Origin of the sequence: Chryseobacterium sp. HMWF035, assembly GCF_003094695.1 — a bacterium.
Taxonomy (GTDB): domain Bacteria; phylum Bacteroidota; class Bacteroidia; order Flavobacteriales; family Weeksellaceae; genus Chryseobacterium; species Chryseobacterium gambrini.
Map to the genome: position 1 here is coordinate 21,998 of NZ_QEHP01000008.1, position 18,886 is coordinate 40,883.

Annotated in this window: 18 protein-coding genes; 4 read left to right on the forward strand and 14 right to left on the reverse strand. The window is 34.2% G+C overall.

The annotated features are described in order from the left end of the window. Positions 1-2 precede the first annotated feature (2 nt). Entirely contained in the window at positions 3-629 is a 627-nt protein-coding gene (locus DD829_RS01295; protein ID WP_228408098.1) for a hypothetical protein, read from the reverse strand. A gap of 18 nt (positions 630-647) precedes the next feature. Continuing rightward, the gene (locus tag DD829_RS01300; protein ID WP_076391069.1) at positions 648-1,199 is read right to left on the reverse strand and encodes an RNA polymerase sigma factor; all 552 of its coding nucleotides are present in this window, start codon (positions 1,197-1,199) and stop codon (positions 648-650) included. Positions 1,200-1,515: 316 nt separating this feature from the next. Here DD829_RS01300 and DD829_RS01305 point away from each other — a divergent pair, with 316 nt between their 5' ends. From DD829_RS01305 to DD829_RS01320, 4 genes are all read left to right on the forward strand, one after another. After that, entirely contained in the window at positions 1,516-2,265 is a 750-nt protein-coding gene (locus DD829_RS01305; RefSeq protein ID WP_108410089.1) for a Rossmann-like and DUF2520 domain-containing protein, read from the forward strand. Beyond that, on the forward strand, positions 2,255-2,776 hold the full coding sequence (locus DD829_RS01310; RefSeq protein WP_076391067.1) for a KdsC family phosphatase: 522 nt from the start codon (positions 2,255-2,257) through the stop codon (positions 2,774-2,776). Before DD829_RS01305 ends, DD829_RS01310 begins: the two co-directional genes overlap by 11 nt. Positions 2,777-2,786: 10 nt before the next feature. After that, on the forward strand, positions 2,787-3,341 hold the full coding sequence (locus DD829_RS01315) for a Maf family protein (protein ID WP_076391066.1): 555 nt from the start codon (positions 2,787-2,789) through the stop codon (positions 3,339-3,341). 86 nt (positions 3,342-3,427) lie between these two features. After that, the gene (locus DD829_RS01320) at positions 3,428-6,040 is read left to right on the forward strand and encodes a tetratricopeptide repeat protein (protein ID WP_108410090.1); all 2,613 of its coding nucleotides are present in this window, start codon (positions 3,428-3,430) and stop codon (positions 6,038-6,040) included. A gap of 16 nt (positions 6,041-6,056) precedes the next feature. Here DD829_RS01320 and tsaB read toward each other — a convergent pair whose 3' ends face one another. From tsaB to rpiB, 12 genes are all read right to left on the reverse strand, one after another. Beyond that, a complete protein-coding gene (tsaB, locus tag DD829_RS01325; protein WP_116547456.1) occupies positions 6,057-6,740 on the reverse strand; it encodes a tRNA (adenosine(37)-N6)-threonylcarbamoyltransferase complex dimerization subunit type 1 TsaB in 684 nt (227 codons plus the stop codon). Position 6,741: 1 nt separating this feature from the next. Further along, a complete protein-coding gene (locus DD829_RS01330) occupies positions 6,742-7,374 on the reverse strand; it encodes a hypothetical protein (protein ID WP_116547457.1) in 633 nt (210 codons plus the stop codon). Beyond that, on the reverse strand, positions 7,374-10,394 hold the full coding sequence (locus tag DD829_RS01335; RefSeq protein ID WP_116547458.1) for a class I SAM-dependent DNA methyltransferase: 3,021 nt from the start codon (positions 10,392-10,394) through the stop codon (positions 7,374-7,376). The genes DD829_RS01330 and DD829_RS01335 overlap by 1 nt, the downstream gene beginning before the upstream one ends. 92 nt (positions 10,395-10,486) lie before the next feature. Continuing rightward, positions 10,487-10,918: a nuclear transport factor 2 family protein gene (locus DD829_RS01340; RefSeq protein ID WP_108409325.1), complete on the reverse strand. Its 432-nt coding sequence runs from the start codon at positions 10,916-10,918 to the stop codon at positions 10,487-10,489. A 16-nt stretch (positions 10,919-10,934) separates the two neighbouring features. After that, the gene (locus DD829_RS01345; RefSeq protein WP_108409324.1) at positions 10,935-11,687 is read right to left on the reverse strand and encodes an SDR family NAD(P)-dependent oxidoreductase; all 753 of its coding nucleotides are present in this window, start codon (positions 11,685-11,687) and stop codon (positions 10,935-10,937) included. Positions 11,688-11,696: 9 nt separating this feature from the next. Then, positions 11,697-12,527, reverse strand: a complete 831-nt coding sequence (locus tag DD829_RS01350; RefSeq protein WP_108409323.1) for a hypothetical protein — start codon at positions 12,525-12,527, stop codon at positions 11,697-11,699. 2 nt (positions 12,528-12,529) lie between these two features. Continuing rightward, positions 12,530-12,901 (reverse strand): YraN family protein, encoded by a 372-nt coding sequence (locus DD829_RS01355; protein WP_087706665.1) that lies wholly within the window; start codon positions 12,899-12,901, stop codon positions 12,530-12,532. A 207-nt stretch (positions 12,902-13,108) separates the two neighbouring features. Then, positions 13,109-14,038, reverse strand: a complete 930-nt coding sequence (locus DD829_RS01365; protein ID WP_108409321.1) for an LD-carboxypeptidase — start codon at positions 14,036-14,038, stop codon at positions 13,109-13,111. Further along, entirely contained in the window at positions 14,031-14,720 is a 690-nt protein-coding gene (locus DD829_RS01370) for a LysE family translocator (RefSeq protein ID WP_076391058.1), read from the reverse strand. Before DD829_RS01370 ends, DD829_RS01365 begins: the two co-directional genes overlap by 8 nt. A gap of 90 nt (positions 14,721-14,810) precedes the next feature. After that, on the reverse strand, positions 14,811-15,293 hold the full coding sequence (locus DD829_RS01375) for a hypothetical protein (RefSeq protein ID WP_123906778.1): 483 nt from the start codon (positions 15,291-15,293) through the stop codon (positions 14,811-14,813). A gap of 107 nt (positions 15,294-15,400) precedes the next feature. Next, complete coding sequence (rnr, locus tag DD829_RS01380; RefSeq protein WP_108409319.1) at positions 15,401-17,554, reverse strand: ribonuclease R; 2,154 nt, start codon at positions 17,552-17,554, stop codon at positions 15,401-15,403. A gap of 333 nt (positions 17,555-17,887) precedes the next feature. Then, complete coding sequence (rpiB, locus tag DD829_RS01385) at positions 17,888-18,322, reverse strand: ribose 5-phosphate isomerase B (RefSeq protein ID WP_108409318.1); 435 nt, start codon at positions 18,320-18,322, stop codon at positions 17,888-17,890. Positions 18,323-18,886 lie beyond the last annotated feature (564 nt).

Genomic DNA, 18,886 nt, shown 5'->3' on the forward strand with positions numbered 1-18,886 from the left:
TTTTAATTATATAAGTCCAAATAAACGTCCTGTGTAGAATTGCTTGCCAGTTCCGAAATTTCGGAATTTGAGAAGGAATCCAGGTACTCGTTCATCTGAGCCTCATTTTGTTTCGAAACAGATGGTGAAGATTTTGGTCTTGCTTCATCTGTCGTCTTAGCCGGTTTTTCTTCTTTCGCTAAAGACTTATTGTTGTCCTGACTGCTAACTGTTTGATTGTTATTCTCAACAGAAGTTAAATCAGATTTTAAGGTTTCATAAGCAATCTGGCTTTCAGTTTTAGGCTCCTGATTGTTTGCTGTAACCTGTTGCTGTACCTGATCTGCAGAATCTCCGTTGTTGAAAACAAAAGTCGCTCCAAAAATCAAGGCAAGCGATGCCGCAGCTGCATAAGCCCAGTTAAGTTTGAAAATCGGTGCTTTTTTTACAGGCAGAACACGCTTTACAACATTATCCTGAACGGTTTCAAATAATTTTTCAGGAACGGTGTAAATATTCTTACGTTCTAATTGCTCCAGATCAAAATCATTCATTCCGCTCAATACCTTTCCCTGAATATTTTCAAACAAATTTTCGGGGACTTTGTATATATTTTTGCGTTCCAATTTTTCCAGATCAAAATCTTTCATGCTGTTTTTTCTCAAAAATTATCTTTCGTAATTCTCTTTGATGTATTCTTCTATCTTTTGTTTGGCATAATGATAATTTGTTTTTAATGTTCCTACGGACATATCTACAATTTTAGATATCTCTTCGTAAGGCAAATCATCATAATACCGCATCATAAATACCAGTTTCTGCTTTTCCGGCAGACTTTGTATGGCGTTCTGCAGCAAAATCTGTATCTCTTCTGCATCTCCGTCTGTATTGTCTGCAATAAGATTCTGCATATGATATTCGGGATCTTCATCGGTTTTCTGCATTTTCTTCAGTTTGTTGATCTGCTGCAGCGCCTCATTGGTGGCGATTCTGTACAGCCATGTGTACAACTGGCTGTCATTTTTAAACTGATGAAAATTCTGATAAGCTTTAATAAAAGTCTCCTGCAAAGTGTCCTGCGCAAGATCTCCGTCCACAATAATTCTTCTTATGTGCCAATACAATCTACTCTGATAAGCATCCATCAGTGCACGAACTCCTTTTTCCTGAGTTCGCGGATCTTGCATCAACGAAATAATTTCCGTGTCTTTAATCTTCATAGGATGCTTTCATTGTTTTGGATTACAAAAATAACTGAAAGTTAAATTACTCCTTCAATTTTTAGTCCAAATATCAAAACTAAAAATAAGAATTATTTTAAACCTGTCGATCATCTTCTTTTTAAAGGATAACCTTATATTCTTCGAATTGCATTATCACAGGACATTTATTATTGAAATATTGATCCGTATATTAAAAAGCAACTGTAAAATATTTATTTTTAAATCCTGTTTTAGAAAATTTAAAATGAATTAATTCTGATCATAAGAACTAAGTTTCCTCTTCCAAATCATTGCAAAAACTTATATTTGTTTTATGCAAATTGTAATTATCGGTTCAGGAAATGTAGCCTATCATCTGGCAAAAGCATTCGTTCAGAATAAGATTCCTTTGGCTCAGATTTTTGGAAGGAATGAGGAGAAATTAAAAAAAATCTCCGAAGAATTAGAAATCACTTATTCAACTAAAAATTTAGTCGATTCAGATTTATACATCATTGCCGTAAGTGATAACTCCGTTGAAGAGGTTTCAGAAATGATTCCCATAAAAGACTGTCTTGTTGTTCATACTTCCGGATCGTTACCCAAAGAAAGCTTAAAAGGAGATTATCGGAAGGCAAGTTTTTATCCTTTGCAGACCTTTTCAAAATCGAAGGAGCTTGATTATTCTAAAATTCCCTTTTTTATCGAAACAGAAAACGAGCAGGATAAAAAAACACTTTTTGAAATTGCTTCGAATATTTCAGAAAACGTGATGGAAAGTACCCATGAAAAAAGAAAATACATCCATCTTACCGCAGTTTTTGCCTGCAATTTTGTAAATCATCTTTTTACAAGGGCTAAAGAAATTTCAGATTCGCAGGAAATTCCTTTTGGTTATTTTCTACCATTGATTGATGAAACTGTACAAAAAATTTACGAAATTGAGCCCCGATCTGCCCAGACCGGTCCCGCAGTAAGGAACGACAAAAGAATACTGGAGTTGCACGAACAATTACTGCTTGGAGAAAGTCTGGAAATTTATAAGACAATGAATCACTCAATTCAGAAAATGTATGAGTTATAAAGAGAAATTAAAAAATATTAAAGCGTTTGTATTCGACGTAGATGGCGTTTTTACAGACGGAAGCGTGTATCTGATGCCCGGAGGAAATATGTGCAGGGTAATGAATGTTCTGGACGGATACGCCGTAGTTAAAGCATTAAAAAACAATTATTTAATCGGAGTTATCACCGGAGGAAATGATGAAATGGTAAAACACAGAATCAATTACCTGGGTATTGAAGATTATTATGCAAAATCCCACAATAAGATGGCAGATTTTGAGGATTTCAGAAGAAAAAATCATTTGAAGTACGATGAAATTTTAACAATGGGGGATGACCTTCCGGATCTTCAGATCATGAAAAGTTCTGCCATTTCTGCGTGTCCGGAAAATGCAGTTCCCGAAATAAAAGCCATTTCCGATTATATTTCGCCCATCAAAGGGGGAAGCGGAGCTGTAAGAGACGTCATCGAGCAGGTGATGAAAGTTCAGGGAAACTGGTTCGACGACGATGATACACAATCTACTTAATTTACTGTAAATGAAATTATTACTAGCATCACAATCTCCGAGAAGAAAAGAACTTTTAACCAGTTTAGGGTTTGAATTTGAAGTCGTAAAGATTGATTGTGAAGAAATTGTTCCCGAACACATCAAAGTAGGGGAGTCTGCCGCTTATTTATCTGAATTAAAAGCAGATGCATTCCGAAGTCTTGAAAAAGATGAAGTATTGTTAACCGCAGATACCGTTGTAGCCATTGATGATCAGTTTCTGGGAAAACCATCAGATGAAAAGGAAGCTAAACAGATGCTTCAGCTTCTTTCCGGAAAGACTCATCAGGTGTACACCGGAATTACCATAAAAACCTCAGATAAAACCATCACACAGACCGATGTTGCTGATGTGGAATTGGATGAAATCACAGATGATGAAACAGAATATTATATTAAAAATTACAGACCTTTCGACAAAGCCGGAAGCTACGGTATTCAGGAATGGCTCGGAATGGCAAAAATCAAAAAAATAACAGGAAGCTATTATACGATCATGGGACTTCCTACTCATTTGGTTTACAAAATTTTGAAAGAAATATAACGAGTTTCCCCATAAAATTTTATTATTTTTACAAAATCATCAATCCTACTGATAATAAAAAGTAGATTAGCGAGTTATATTTAATAATGAAAAAGAATATTTTATTCCTTCTGATACTCTGTATCGTTGCTTCATGCGCCACAAAGGTAAAAAAGCCTGAACAGCGGTCTAAGTTTATGAAAGGATTTACCACATATTACAACACGTTATTTAATGCAAAAGATGCTTTAAATAATGAGTTTGAGACCCGCGACAAGGGGCATAAAGACAATTTTTATGCGCCTTATATCCCGATTCTTACGTATGAAGATCAGCCTTTGGGAAGTGATCTGGGACAGTCTGCTGCATTTGCAGAAAACTCCATGAAAATGGGAGAGATCAACCGTCCTCAGCAAAATACCGATTCTCGTGGCGGCCGTCCTCCCGGAATGCCTTCAGGAATGCCCGGAAATCCGATGTCGGGTGCAACAGGAATGGCTACAGGAGACTCCGGTCAGCCGGAGCAGAAAGGGGCTACAACATTGGAAATCGCAGAAGCAAAGGCTTTAAAAGCGATCAACAAATATTCTGTGATCCGACATGGTGAAGAGCAGAACAAACAGATTTTCGATGCGTACATGATTCTTGCACAGGCGAGAATTTACAGGGGAAAATCTTTGGAAGCACTTGATGCACTGAATTATGTTTTTACGCACATGAAGGATGATAAAAGACTTCCTCTGGCAAGAATTTATCAGGGTTTAGCGTATGATCAGATCAAAAATTATCATAAAGCCCATGAAACTTTTGCCAAACTGAAAGGTGACAAAATTTCCAAGCAATATGAGAAATTACTAAGTATTTACTATGCAGAATCTCTTTTGGATGCAGGAAAAAAAGAAGAAGCCATAAAAGAATTGGATAATGCTTTTGAACTGAACAGCAACAGAAAGCTGAAAAGCCGAATCGCTTATCTGAGAGGGCAGGTTCTGGAAGGTCTTAACCAGAATGAAAAAGCCCGCGAAAGCTTTATGGCTGCTTACAAATACGCCAATGATTTTGAATTTGAGGTAAAATCCCAGATCGAAATTGCCAAAACATTCAACGGAAACGGAGATTACAGCGGAGCAAGAAAATACCTTGAAGACATCAGTAAAAAAGGAACTTACGGCTCCCGAAAGAACGAATTTTATTATGCTTTGGGACTCATGGCGAACAAAGCCGGAAAGAAGGAGGAAGCTCAGGAATTTTTCAGAAAATCTCTGAAGGAAAAAGTGTCTGACGGGCAAATTCGGGGTCTTGCGTACTATGAAATCGGAAAAGGATATCTGGATAAAAATGATTACATCGGAGCCGGAGCTTATTATGATTCTGCTTTGGCGGTAATGACTTACGAACCTTCTAAAGTCCTTTTGGCAGATCAGTCTACGTACATCAAAAAGATTTCAAGAAACTATTATCTGATCAAAAAGAACGACAGTATTCTGAATCTGGCAAAAATGGCTCCGGATCAGAAAACAGATTTCTTCAATAAATATATTGCTAAAATTAAAGCCAAAGAGGAAAGAGAAGAACTGGAAAGAAAACGGGCAGAAAGATCCAAAGGTTTTGATACGGGAGATTACAGTTCAACATCCATATTTGCCAACAGCTCAAATTCTTTCGAAGATTTCGGGGTGGCAACCAAAGGTTTCTATTTCAGCAATACAGGGACGGTTTCCAAAGGAACCCAAACCTTTAAGCAAACCTGGGGAGACAGAGCTTTGGTAGACAACTGGCGTTTTTCCAAGAAAATGGCAACAATCGAAGATCTTAAAAATGATGCTTTAGGAACCACTGCCGCGCCAAATCCGAGACGTTTTGAACCGGCTTTCTACATAGAGCAGATTCCGACGGATGTTGCAAAACTGGATCAGCTTAAAAAAGACAGAGATACCGCTTCTTTAGGTTTGGGAGTTATGTATCAGAACTATTTTACCAATACGCCTTTAGCTACAAAAACTCTGTATGATCTGGTGGATGTAAAACCTGAAGAAAAAGTAATGTTGCAGGCTTTGTATGAGATTTTCGCAATGAATTATGAAAAAAATCCACAGGCTGCCGAAAGAGCAAAACAAATCCTTTTAAAAGATTATCCGTACACATCGTATGCAGAATTTGCAAGAAATCCTAAAAGCAGTTCTTTCGTAAAATCTTCCGCAGATGTGGAAAACCAGTACAAACAGGCATTTGCCCTCTATGAATCTGAGAAGTTCGGGGAAAGTAAAGATCTCATTGAAAAAGCGATCCAGCAAAATCCGAAGGATGCCCTGGTTCCGAAATTATATTTGCTGAATGCATTTAACTCAGGAAAAGCAAGTGGGAAAGAGGTGATGATTCTTCAACTGGAACAGATTGCCCTGAATTACGGTAAAACACCTGAAGGCGAAAAAGCCAAGGAAATGCTTAATTATCTGAAAAGTGACCTGAGCTTTCAGGCTACCGATAATAAAGGAAATGCGGTGCCTCAAAATCCGGGAGATATGGTAAACAATGTTCCGCAACAGCCGGTGCAGCAGCAGAGTAACGGAATCGGCACTTCGCCGCAAATGCAGGGAAATAATATGATGAATAATCCTCAGCAGAGTCAGCCGATGAACAACAGCGGAAACAAGCCGCCCAAAAAACAAAATAACAATCAGCAGCCTCCTGTGAATACAGTTCCTGCAAAACCACAATAAAAATAAAAGCGAAGAACTACTCTTCGCTTTTATTTTTTTTCTTTACTCCATGAAAATCTTTGAGATAGAAAGGCTCAAAATAAGCAATGTCCTCAAATTCTTTCCGCTCTATTTTTGCAAGTGCTTTTTTTACTAAATATTTTGCAGAAGGATAGATATTTTCATCAAATATGGCATTCGGAAGCTGTAAAATCTCTTTTGCTTTCTTGGCTCCGTCTCCTGCAAAAAGGATTTTTTTATCTTTAAATTCTTCAAAAGAAGTTTCGTCTAGAATTTTAGCCTCGGTTGCAGAAATTTCTCTGCCTGTTTTTCCGTCATAAACCGCTGTATAAACCTCCATTCGTCTCGCATCGATCATTGGTATTATCAAATCGTAGTTTTGGTCTAAAAAGGGCTCTATGATACTTTCCATAGAATTTACCGCAATCAGAGGAATTTTCAGTCCGTAGCAGAAACCTTTTGCAGAAGCTGCCCCAATTCTCAATCCGGTATACGAACCGGGACCTTTCCCCAGACAAACGGCTTCAATTTCCTTCATGGAAATTCCGGCTCCTTCCAAAGCCCATTCTACAAAAGTATGCAGACTTTCAGACTGTTTGTAGTTTTCAGAAACTTCTTCCGTTACACACAATAACTTTTCGTTATCGGAGATGGCAACAGAACAGTTTTTTGACGAGGTTTCGAGATATAGAATTTTCATTTTATAAAAGTTTTATTAGATTTAATCTTTTTAAAGTTAAATCTGTGTAATCAAAAAATAAATGAAAAAGTTGTTTTTCATTGTGTATAGAAATATATTCTTCATTTAACATTTCTTTTTCTCTCTTATCTTTTTTCAACAATTTATTAATTCCTTCAATACATTGATTTATTGTGCCTTCAAGAACATAACCAACAAGAAATCCGTCACAATTTTGATATTTTCCACCTTGAAGGAAATTATTAATTCCTGTTGAAATATATCTTCTTTTTAAGTTAGAATTATTTGCTTTAAGATTCTTAGCTTCTATATAATATCTGTATTCTTTTGCCTGCCAAAATTGAGTAAACCTCATATCAATACGAGATAGTTTTGCTGAGAATCCTTTTTTAAAAGGTACGGATTTATCAAATAAATGATTTTCTACATTTGTTGAAATTTCCCATTTTTCTCTTTTAGGATTTTTATCAATGTAACTGTGAAGAATAGCCGTAATATCATTCTCATCAAAATCTAAAGAAATTGATTCATCTGAAATAGAATTATCATATGCTTCAATAAATAAAGTTATACATCTTTTTTTGAAAATGTCTTGAATATCTAAAAATATTGAAGGATTTAAATTTCCTGCCATTACTTTTTCATATTAAGAATTTCAATCAACAAAGTTTTGCTGTCTTCCATTGCAGCAGTTTGACTCCAAAATCTTCTCTGATTTGGTTTTATAATGTACACATCATCTCCGTCATAGTAATTTAATTTTTTTCTGAAATAAAGATTTTTCGATTCTTCATTCCACAGTTTTTGATCCAAAATTTTAAGTTCTTTTTTAACATTTTCTTTTGATTCAAATGTTTCTTTCTGCACATCTCCAAAAGATAGTTTCAACATATATAACGGACAGTTCTTATCTTTTAAATATTTTGTTGCCGAAACTTTTAAATCTACATCATCCAACCAATCATTAAGTTCTTTGGTAATTCTGTTGATGTAATGATCAATATCAAAAACAGGCTTTACAGCATTTGATTCTTCCTTTTTTTCAAATAAATCTAAACTGTAATCCAAAGTATCTTGGATGATAATTTGTTCATCATCTGTAAGTTTTAAAATATCATTATATATAATTTGATCAATTTCTTTTTCTAAATGGGAAATATCCTGAATTAAATCATCCGATTTTTTAATCTTAACTATCTTATCATAAATATTCGAAAAAAAATCAATTTGAGATTCCTCTAATCTATCAATAACTGCCGGTAAAGTAACTAATTCATTAAGGTTTATTCTTTCTCTTTCAATTCCCCAAGTAGAAGTGGAAATAGATAAAAAATAGTCCGAAAAGTTAGAATTCATAAAAAGACATAGTACTTTAGAGTTTCTAAAATCACCATTATTATAAAACCCATAAAGTGAATTTGTAAAATATTCTTCATTCTCAATAATTGAAGCACAATACTTTTTGTTTGATTGACCTTCTTTAAAAACTAAAAAAGGTGGTTTTATAAATTTTTTATCAATCTTTCTATAATACTTACTATTTGGGACCAATAAATTATTTACAGATAAATATCTTTCTACCAATTTTGGAGAAATTATATGGCTCGGAATAAATTCAGGTTTTAAGCTATCTGCCATTATTCCTTTTGTAAAATCCCAGTTTTCTTTATTCGCTTTTACATAATTATGTAGGCTTACAAAGTTTTTATCTAATTTCTCAATCAATTCAAAATCAAAATAACTTCCCCACATTGCAATCTTCCAGATTTTAGTGTCTGGTTTTTCACACTCCATTCGTGGTAAGTGTTTTTCATCAGAAGAATCAATAATAATTCCTTCTAAAATATCATTTTTGATATAGGTTTTAGGAGCATAATAAGTTATTGTATCTTTTGGATTTTCAGGTTCCTCTTTTTGATAAAAAACAATACTTATCGGACCAACCGCTGAACCAAAAAGTTGACCCCCAGAAAATTTTGGGGCTTTTCGTAAAATTGAAAAGTTATATAGTTTCTCAACATAATTGTTATTAAACAACCATTCTCTAAATTTCTGATAAGTTCCACTTGTATTGGTTAAAATCTTGGTGTTGAAAATCAAAGCAATTCTACCTTTTGGTGCTAAAAATGTTGATTTATGTAAGAATGGTAAAACCATTTCTTGCGCAAATTTCTCCTTGTTACAATAGGCTTTTATTGTAGGCAATAAATTTTTTGTTCCAAAAGGAGGATTTCCAACCACCAAATCAAAGTTTTGTAACTCTGTAATATCTGATAAATCTGAAATTGTATCTCTCTTGAAAAGATTATTTCCTTGTTCCTTTAGACTTTTATCGTCAGGATCATTTATTAAATAAGGAAACTGAATGGTTTTGTTCCACCATCCTGTTTTGGGATCGAGATTATCCAACAAAGCTAAGTACAAACTAAAAGCAGCAACTTTTATAGACTTGGAGTCCAGTTCAATTCCGAAAATATTGGTTTTAAGTATTTCTACTAAAGTAGTAAAATCAGTGAGTTTTTCGTTATGTTTATTTTCATAACGCTTAACCAATCTTTTGAAAGTTTGAACCAAGAAAATTCCAGAACCACAACTTGGATCTAAAGTTTTTACCTGATAATTTGTTTTATCTTTATCTGTTGGAAGTCTTTCATTTAAAATCAACTCAACCAACGAAGGTGGCGTGTAAAATGTTCCAGAATCCTTTTTCTTTTTATTATCTAACTTTGATAAGAAGTTTTCATAAATTTCACTTAATAATTCGATTCTAATAATGCTAAAATCGAATAACTTTTTATCAGGAAATAAAACTGGATTAGCTTCATCTTGATAACCATCAAAAAAGCAGTTTTTAATCAATCCTAAATGTTCTTTTGTAACCAAATCTTTCTCTTTTTCTTCAAAATTGAAAAGACTTCCGTTGAAATCATCGGCTAATTTCTCAAAAAGATTGTATGTAGCTTCAACATCATCTAAAATATCAAAAAATGAAGTTGCTTTCGGTGAAAATTGTTGATAAAGCTCAATTGGCGTTGCTTTTCTGTCTTCCAAATAAAACAAAAACAGAGAACGCATTATCAATTTATGAATGATAAACTTATTCTTTAATCCTTTTTTTTCTAAAGCATTTGCCGTTTTTATAAGGCTATCAATAAGATATTTGTCAACTCTTTTTTCAAGATTTAGTTTTTTTCTGATTTCAATAGCTTCATCGGAAGACCAAATAAAACCAGTATCAATCGCAATTCTCGAAAAAATGATATTGAGTAAATTGAGTTTTTGTTTATCCGTTTGTTTACAAGAATAAAATTCAAGATTTACTAACTTGTCTTTAAACTGTTTTTCTTCAATGTTTTTTTCGTTATATACAAACGGTTTTTCAGAACAATTGTAAATTCGGATTTCCGTTTTGGAATAAACATATAAAAAAAGAACTTTTTGAAAATTCCAGCAAATTTTATGGATTTCAGCAATTTGTTTTAACGTTTCAAAATCAAAAGACTCAACTTCTTTTAAAAATAATACGGGCTGATTTTCATTCTCATAAACCTGAATAACCCCATATTTCTCTTTATCAAATAATTTAACATCAAAACCATCACAATTTTTTGCAAAGTCTAAAATATCGAGATCATTTATTAATTCGCTTTTCATATAATCAACTGAAAATCATATAATTAATAATATTTCAATTATTTTTAAAGTTACAAAAATATAACAAAATTTTTTACTATTTCAAAATTTTTTTACTGTTTCACTTCCACACTTTGCCTGCTCCAGAGTTTCCAGACCGATTTCTCCTTTTTCCAGATTTCCAGCAATGCAAGAATCATTTCGAATTTCTGGCTTTTGTAGGTTCCTGAAACTTTTATTTTTCTTCTCAGTGAGCAGATATTTCTATCTTTTTTAAGCTCAGAAATTTCAATCTGTTCAATCTTATCATAAATGACTTTTTTCGAGCTGAAATCTCTCTTAAAATCCGAATAGTTCTGAATCCATCCATTGGAGTGTCCGAAAGAGACATCATCTTTGAACAAATCTAAAACTTTGGAATCGTTATTCTGTATAAGAGAATCCAGTTTTACCGTCTGAGAAAGGAGTTGTTTTTCCTCTTTAGAATATTTCTGTGAGTAACCGAAAATACAAGAAAAGCACAGTAATAAAGGTAAAAGTTTCATTTTGAAAAAAATCAGATTAAGGCTTTCTGTGAATGGTTCTCGGTTCCGCCTGAGCAGAAGGGTAGATCGTCATATCCGAAATACAGACGTGTTTCGGAGCATTGACGCAGTAAGCGATGGAATCTGCAATATCTTCCGCTTTCAGAGGTTCATAACCGGCGTAAACCGTTGCAGCTCTTTCGCTGTCTCCTTTAAATCTTACCATCGAAAAATCTGTTTCTACAGCTCCCGGCTGAATATTCGTTACTTTAATTCCGAATTCCGTAAGTTCAATACGCATTCCTTCGGAAATAACATCTACTGCTTTTTTTGTGGCACAATAGACCACACCGTTTGCGTATGTCTGTCTCGCTGCAACGGAACTGATGTTGATGATATGTCCTGAATTTCGTTCTTTCATTCCGGGAATAATCATTTTAGAAACATACAGAAGTCCTTTCACATTTCCGTCAATCATAGAATCCCAATCATCCGTTTTTCCGGCAGACAAAGGATCTAATCCATGAGCATTTCCGGCGTTGTTAATTAAAACATCAATATTTTTCCATTCTGAAGGTAGAGAACTGATTGCCGTTTCCACTTCTTCCAGATTTCTGACATCAAATTTTAAACTAAATATTTCGGTATATTGTGAAAGTTCATTTTTTACATTTTCCAGAACTTCAGACCTTCTTCCGCAGATAATTATTCTGTTTCCCTGTTTTGCCAGAAGTTCGGCGGTAGATTTTCCGATTCCGGATGTTGCTCCGGTGATAAATATTGTTTTCATTTTTACTTTTTATTTTTGAATTGTATTATGGTCTTTTAATCTTTTCATCAGAAGTGTATAGATCCAAAATTCAAACCACGGAATACACATTAAAAGCACCCAAATCAATAAAATTCCTTTTAAAATGGTCTTAAACTGCGATTTTAAAATCATTAAGAACAGATTCTGAATTTTCTGAACGATGGATTTTTCAATATTTTCAGGGTTAAGTACCACAAGTTTCTCTGATATCGTATTAAACTCTCCATAAGAAATCTCATTCGTAATGCCTCCATTGGGAACGGAATCCAAAATTCCGTATATAATGAATGAATAGATTTTATCTCCATAACGATTCACAAACATGGAAGCCATCCAGTTTTTTGGAAGATCTATCATATCATTTTTAATGTGGTATGCTTTCGCGATATCAATGACTTTAATCTTTGCGTTGTTATTTTTCTGACTGAGATCTTTAACAACTTTTCTGAGATCTTCAATAAAAACTTTTTTAGACCTGTTGTCTTTAAAGATATAGTATGTACTGGAATTATAGACCTGCTCGGAAATAGAATAACTGTCTTTCTTTAATGCAGAATACACTCCACAAAATAATCCAATTTTTAAAGAAAAAACGATGTTGACAATAAAAATGGCAGGAATATAAAGTTTAACAAACCAGTTGTAGTATTTCTGGCTGCGCGATAAAGCTTTGTATTTTTTTAGGATGATGACCAGAAAGGAACTTATCAGCAAACCTAAAACAAGGAAAAGGAAGCAGAAAAGAACAATTTTTAAAGGATAATTCTTTAAAACGTATCCTACAGTGCTGTATATTGTTTCCCAATGTATATTCTGCATAATCAGTTGGCGTCAAATGCTTCAAAAGCATCGATGATATGTTCGATCATCAGATTTTTATTTTCGTCAGGAAGAACGGAAATGATATCAAATCGTACTTCTTGATTTTTATTGTATTCTTCCATGAAATAATTGGCAGCCGAAACAATCAACTTAATCTTTCGTTTGTTTACGGCTTCCTGTGGAAGATTAAACACATCGGTTGAACGTGCCTTTACTTCAACGACTACAATTAAACTATCTTTTTCGGCAACCAAATCCAGTTCTGCTTTTTGGTATCGAAAGTTTCTTACCAAAATTTTGTAACCGTTTTTCTGTAAATATTCAGCGGCCAATTCTTCTGCTTTTTTACCAAAATCGTTGTGATCTGCCATTAAATCGATAGATTATTCTTTATAAAAAAAATCACTGTTGAAAAACTAACAATCAATATAATTATCCAAAAAATTATTCCATACAAAGTCAGATGATATTCCTCCTTCTTATTCCAAATCTCCTTTAAGCTTAATTTTTCCCCTTTCATTAAAGATTTAAAGAAAACAATGTACATTCCTAAAGTTCGGAGAAATAATAGATTCATCTTAAAACTCAATCTTAACCTTATTCTTAACCTCCAATCTCACATTTCCACCAATAATCAACGGTCTGTTGTCTTTGATGTGTCCATTCGGGAAACCGAAAGCTGTTGGGAAATTGTACTTTGAAATTCTGTCGGCAATTAACTTGTAGGCAAATTCATCAAAGCTTTCTTCGTATTGTTTATTTTCTTTTTCATCGCCCATATTGGTCATTCCGCCGATAATCAAACCTGAAATTTTATTAAAAACTCCGGCTAATTCAAGACTCATGATCATTCTGTCGAGAGCATAAAAATTTTCGCCGATATCTTCAATGAAAAGAATTTTATCTTTAAAATCAAAGGAATATTTCGTTCCTAAAAGCGCATAAATCAAGGCTAAATTTCCACCGACCAACTGTCCTTCAACGTTTCCTTTTTTATTGAACTGATGAGAGGAAAGGGTATATTTAAGGGGTTTTCCTTTTAAAACATTAAAAATAAGATCGTAGCTTTCTTCGGTAACGCCAAAGCTCGATGTTTTTACAGTCTGTCCGTGAATCGATGCAAACCCTTTTTTCAGCAGATAACTCTGGATTACGGTATTGTCTGAATACCCAATATACCATTTTGGATTTTTGGCAAAGTTTTTAAGATTAAGATGCTGAATGAGGTGCTGACAACCGTAACCGCCTCTTGAAGCCCAGACTGCGGAAATTTCGTTGTCGTTGAGCGCCCAGTTCATGTCTTTTAATCTTTCCTGCTCCGTTCCTGCGTAATTGTATCCGTTTGCATATTTCGTGTAAAGATGTTCTCCCAAAACGGGTTCGAAACCTTTACTTTTAATCATTTCGATTCCCTTTTCAAGCTGGGAAGATTCTACGGCTCCCGCAGGAGAAATAATGGCTATTTTATCGCCTTTTTTCAGAGATTTTGGAAAGATTGTTTTATTCATTTGTCTTTTTGTATTTTACTTCGGTTTTCTCTGCTTCTTCCAGTCTTTTATCGAACTGATTGAATTTTTTAAAGCTCTGCAAGAAAATAAAGAAACTGAATATGATGAGAATTCCGCCAACAATTCTTCTGATTCTGTTGGCTAATTTTTGGGTAAGTCTGTCGTGAAATTGCTTTGCAAGGAATATTTTTACCAGATCGATAAAGAGATACGTTCCGATTACGATTCCGATGTATAAAATGAAATTACTGGTATCCGGATACTGATTTCTTACCGAAATAACGGTGACAAGCCAAAAAAGGATGACTCCGACATTCAGAAGATTAAAGAAAAAACCGTTGACGAATGTTTTAAAATAGTTCTGATTGATGAATTTTTCTTCTCCGGGAATATGCATCTTGGTTTTGGTAACCATCATCACAATTCCATACACAAAGATCAGAATGGCGGTAATCCTGTAAAATCCGGGATGTTTATCGATGAGTGTTACAATATCTGCACTCGCATAATACGCTGCCAAAATGCACAGAAGATCTGCAGAAATAACGCCTAAATCCAGTGCTAAAGCATGTTTCGGACCTCTCGAAAAGCTGGTTTCAATTAAAAGGAAAAAAATAGGTCCTATAAAAACCAGACTCAGCATGAATCCTAAAACGATGGCAGATAATATAAGTTCAAACATTCAGTGGTGTTTTCAATGAAATAATTTCATCTATTTATACAAAGTTAGTTTTTATGTTGTAAAAAGCAAATAAGAAAAGCATCGGATCAATTAATACTTATCAAACTCATACAATTCATAATATTCTATAAGTTTATCTTTGTATTCTTGTCTCAATTTCGGGAAAACATAAAAAATCCATTGCTTAGAATAGATATAATGCGCTAAAAAATTTCTTTTAAAGGAATAATATGATTCCAGATAGTTTTTCCACCTTTCATAGTATTTTTCAAGTGAAGAAAGAGATTCAGGATCATCTTTTCTGATTTTTTCATGAAGTTTTAGATAAATATTTTCAATTTCTTCTTTCCATGAATTTTCTTCAATTCTAAAATTATTAATTACATCGACATCAGATCCTTTACCGTCATCAAAACTTTTAATTCGGGTTAAAGCTGATTTCAGAGACGGACTGTACGGTAAGCTGTCTTTTATAAAATGAGACTGATCGCTCTTTTCAGTAACTATTTTCTGTTCATTTTTTTTGCATTCAATACATAATAGCAAGCCCAGTAAAACAGCTACAGTATTCATATTTCTTATAAATCTAAAACAGTATTTTCCCATCAAATAAATTTTAAGTAAAATAAAAAAAACTGCAATTTCTTGCAGTTTCTAAATATAGTTCTTTGTTGTAAAATCTAATCCACAATCTTGAAATCCAATTGTTTTTGAATCAGGTTTGCTTTAACCACTTTGATCTGAACCTGATCTCCCAACTGATATTTTTTACCATGTCTGTTTCCGTACACGGCGTGGGTTTTTGCATCATAAGAGTAAGAATCGTCGGTTAAATCTCTTAATTTGATTAATCCTTCCGCGCCGTTTTCCGGGATTTCTACCCAGAAACCAAATTCCGCAACACCCGAAATAACCCCGTTGAAAGTTTCTCCCAAATGTTTCTCCATAAATTTCACCTGCATGAATTTTATAGAATCTCTTTCCGCATCTGCCGCCAATCTTTCCATATAACTGCAGTGTTTTGCTTTTTCTTCAAGATCTGCCTTGTTCGGAGATTTTCCGCCATCAAGATAATGCTGCAACAATCTGTGCGCAATTAAATCCGGATAACGACGGATAGGAGAGGTGAAGTGGCTGTAATAATCAAATCCCAATCCGTAGTGACCGATAGGTTCTGTAGAATAAACCGCCTTGCTCATGCTTCGCATCGCCAGAGTTTCGATCATATTTTCTTCGCCTTTACCTTTTACATCATGCAATAATTTGTTTAAAGATTCTGCTACTTTTTTGGTATTTGCTAAGTCCATTTTATATCCGAAAGTCGACACAAAATCTCTCAAAGATTCCAGTTTTGCAGGATCCGGATCGTCGTGAACCCTGTAAATAAAAGTATTTTGTGAAATTTCTCCTCTTTTGTTCAGAGAAACAAATTCCGATACTTTTTTGTTCGCCAACAGCATAAATTCTTCGATCAAATGATTGGAATCTTTGCTTATTTTAAAGTAAACTCCAACAGGCTCGTTGTTTTCATCCAGATTGAACCGTACTTCACTTCTGTCGAAAGTAATCGCTCCGTCTTTGATTCTTTTCTGACGCATGATTTTCGCCAATTGATCCAAAACAAGAATTTCTTCTTTAAAATCGCCGTCTTTTCCTTCAATTCTTTCCTGCGCTTCTTCATACGTAAATCGTCTGTCTGAATGAATGACCGTTCTTCCAAACCACTGTTTTTTGATTTCAGCTTTGTCATTCAGCTCAAAAACGGCTGAAAAAGTGAATTTATCTTCGTGCGGACGCAGCGAACAGACATCATTACTTAATACTTCCGGAAGCATCGGTACAACACGGTCTACCAAATATACAGAAGTGGCTCTCTGGTAAGCTTCATCATCCAGAATTGTTCCCGGAACCACATAATGCGAAACATCCGCAATATGAACTCCGATTTCCCAGTTTCCGTTGTCTAATTTTCTGATGGATAAAGCATCATCAAAATCTTTTGCATCTTTCGGGTCGATGGTAAAAGTTGTAATTTCACGCATATCCCATCTTTTTGCAACTTCTTCTTCATTGATGCTTCTGTCGATTTTATCCGCATCTCTTTCCACTTCTTCAGGGAATTCGTACGGCAGTCCGTATTCGGCAAGAATAGAGTGGATCTCCGTTTCATGTTCTCCAGGAGCTCCTAAAACCTGAATAATTTCTCCTTCCGGATTTTTATCTCCCGGTCTCCATTCCGTCATTTTTACGATCACTTTATTGCCGTCTTCTGCACCTCCGAATTTAGGTTTAGGAACAAAAATATCGGTATTAATGGTCTTTTTATCACAAACCACAAAACCAAAATCTTTATGAGGAACGATTTGCAAAGTTCCCACGAATTCCGTTCTCGTTCTTTCCAGAACTTCAAGAACAGAGCCTTCCAGCTTTTTACCTTTATATGTATAGGTTACAATTAATACTTTATCGCCCTGCAAAGCATCTTTTACGTTTTTGGAGTGGATAAAAATATCATCTTCAAGACCTTCTACCTTTACGTAAGCATTACCGGACTGGTTGAAATCGATAATTCCTGTTAACGTTCCTTTGATATTAAGGTTAACAATATATTTTCCTTTTTCTGTTTCTTTAATTCTTTCGGCAGCCTGCAATCTGTGCAGTGCCTGAATCACAAGTTCTCTCTGTCTCGGATTCTTATAATCTATTCCGTCTGCAATCTGCTTATAGTTGTAGACTTTCGTGGAATTTTCATTCATAAATCTAAGGATCAGTCTTCCGATTTCCTTTAGTTTATGTTCATTTTTCTGACTTATATATTTTCTTTTTTTTGCCATTTTAATTTGTAATTCGTTAAATTTTCAATTCTGATCTCCCGATCAGAGGGATTTAAATCATCCTTTAACAAGAAATTTTTTAAATCTTAAAGTTTAGTTTATTGGTAAAAACCCATCAATTTTCCTTCCATTTATTCTACAACGGAAGTTTTAGTTTTGTATAAATTTAATACAAATATGGAGAAGAGTGGAGAAAAACCTTTTAATAATGTGTTTTTAAATTTTCTACAGGCTTGTATGGAAATAATAGATGGTAATTTCTATTGGACGCTGCAAATATACAAAATAAAAAATAAATAAGGCTTGCAAATTGATTTACAAGCCTTTATACTTTTAGCAGAATGCAATTTTGTCTACTCTGTTCTGATGTCTACCTCCTTCAAAATCTGTAGAAAGGAATTTCTCAGCAATTTCGATAGCCACTTCCTTTGATATGAATCTTGCAGGGATAGAAATCATATTGGCATCATTATGCTGTCTTGCCAAGGAAGCAATCTCCGGCATCCAGCAAAGTGCGCAGCGAATCTTCTGATGTTTGTTGGCAGTGATCTGAACGCCGTTCCCGCTTCCGCACAGCAAAATTCCCAGTTCATTTTCACCGTTCTCAACAGATGTAGCAGCGGGGTGTACAAAGTCCGGATAATCCACACTGTCTGTGGAAAACGTGCCAAAATCCTGGATTTCAAAACGTTCTGAAAGATAGTTCTTAACAATCTCCTTGTATTCATAGCCTGCGTGGTCTGCAGCAATTGCTATTTTTCTTTTCATAATACTTGTATTAAGCCTTTAATAGATTTATTCCACACAAAGTTAAGTATAATGTGGATAAGTCTTAAATTTTTGCGAGTTAATTGTGAAAACGCTTGTGGGTAACTGTTGAAAAAAGTTCTAAAACTAAAGTTTCGTAACATTGAAAAATTTTGTAATGGAATTTTACTTTCATAGATCCGACATTTTTTTACACAAAGTTATTGGGGAGAATTCTCAGTCTTTTCCATAAAATATTTATTAATAATAGTAAATTCTGAAAGTTACCCACAATTGTTAATAACGATGTGAAATACTCTAATATCAATGGATTACAATGTATATAAGTTGTGAATTGGCTTAGAATTAAATGTGGTAAAGTATTTCATTAAAATTTATCCCCTAAACTAACAATACTTAACAACAGTATCATTTTTCTTTTTTTAAGAGAAAAGAAATTATGTTGATTGATGAATGATGAGTCTGCGGGAAACTTTTTGAAAACTTTTCAAAGCTTGAATCGTTCTGAAAATTTTAAAATCTTACATTTGTGAAACAAAATTTGAACGAAATGAATGAACTCGA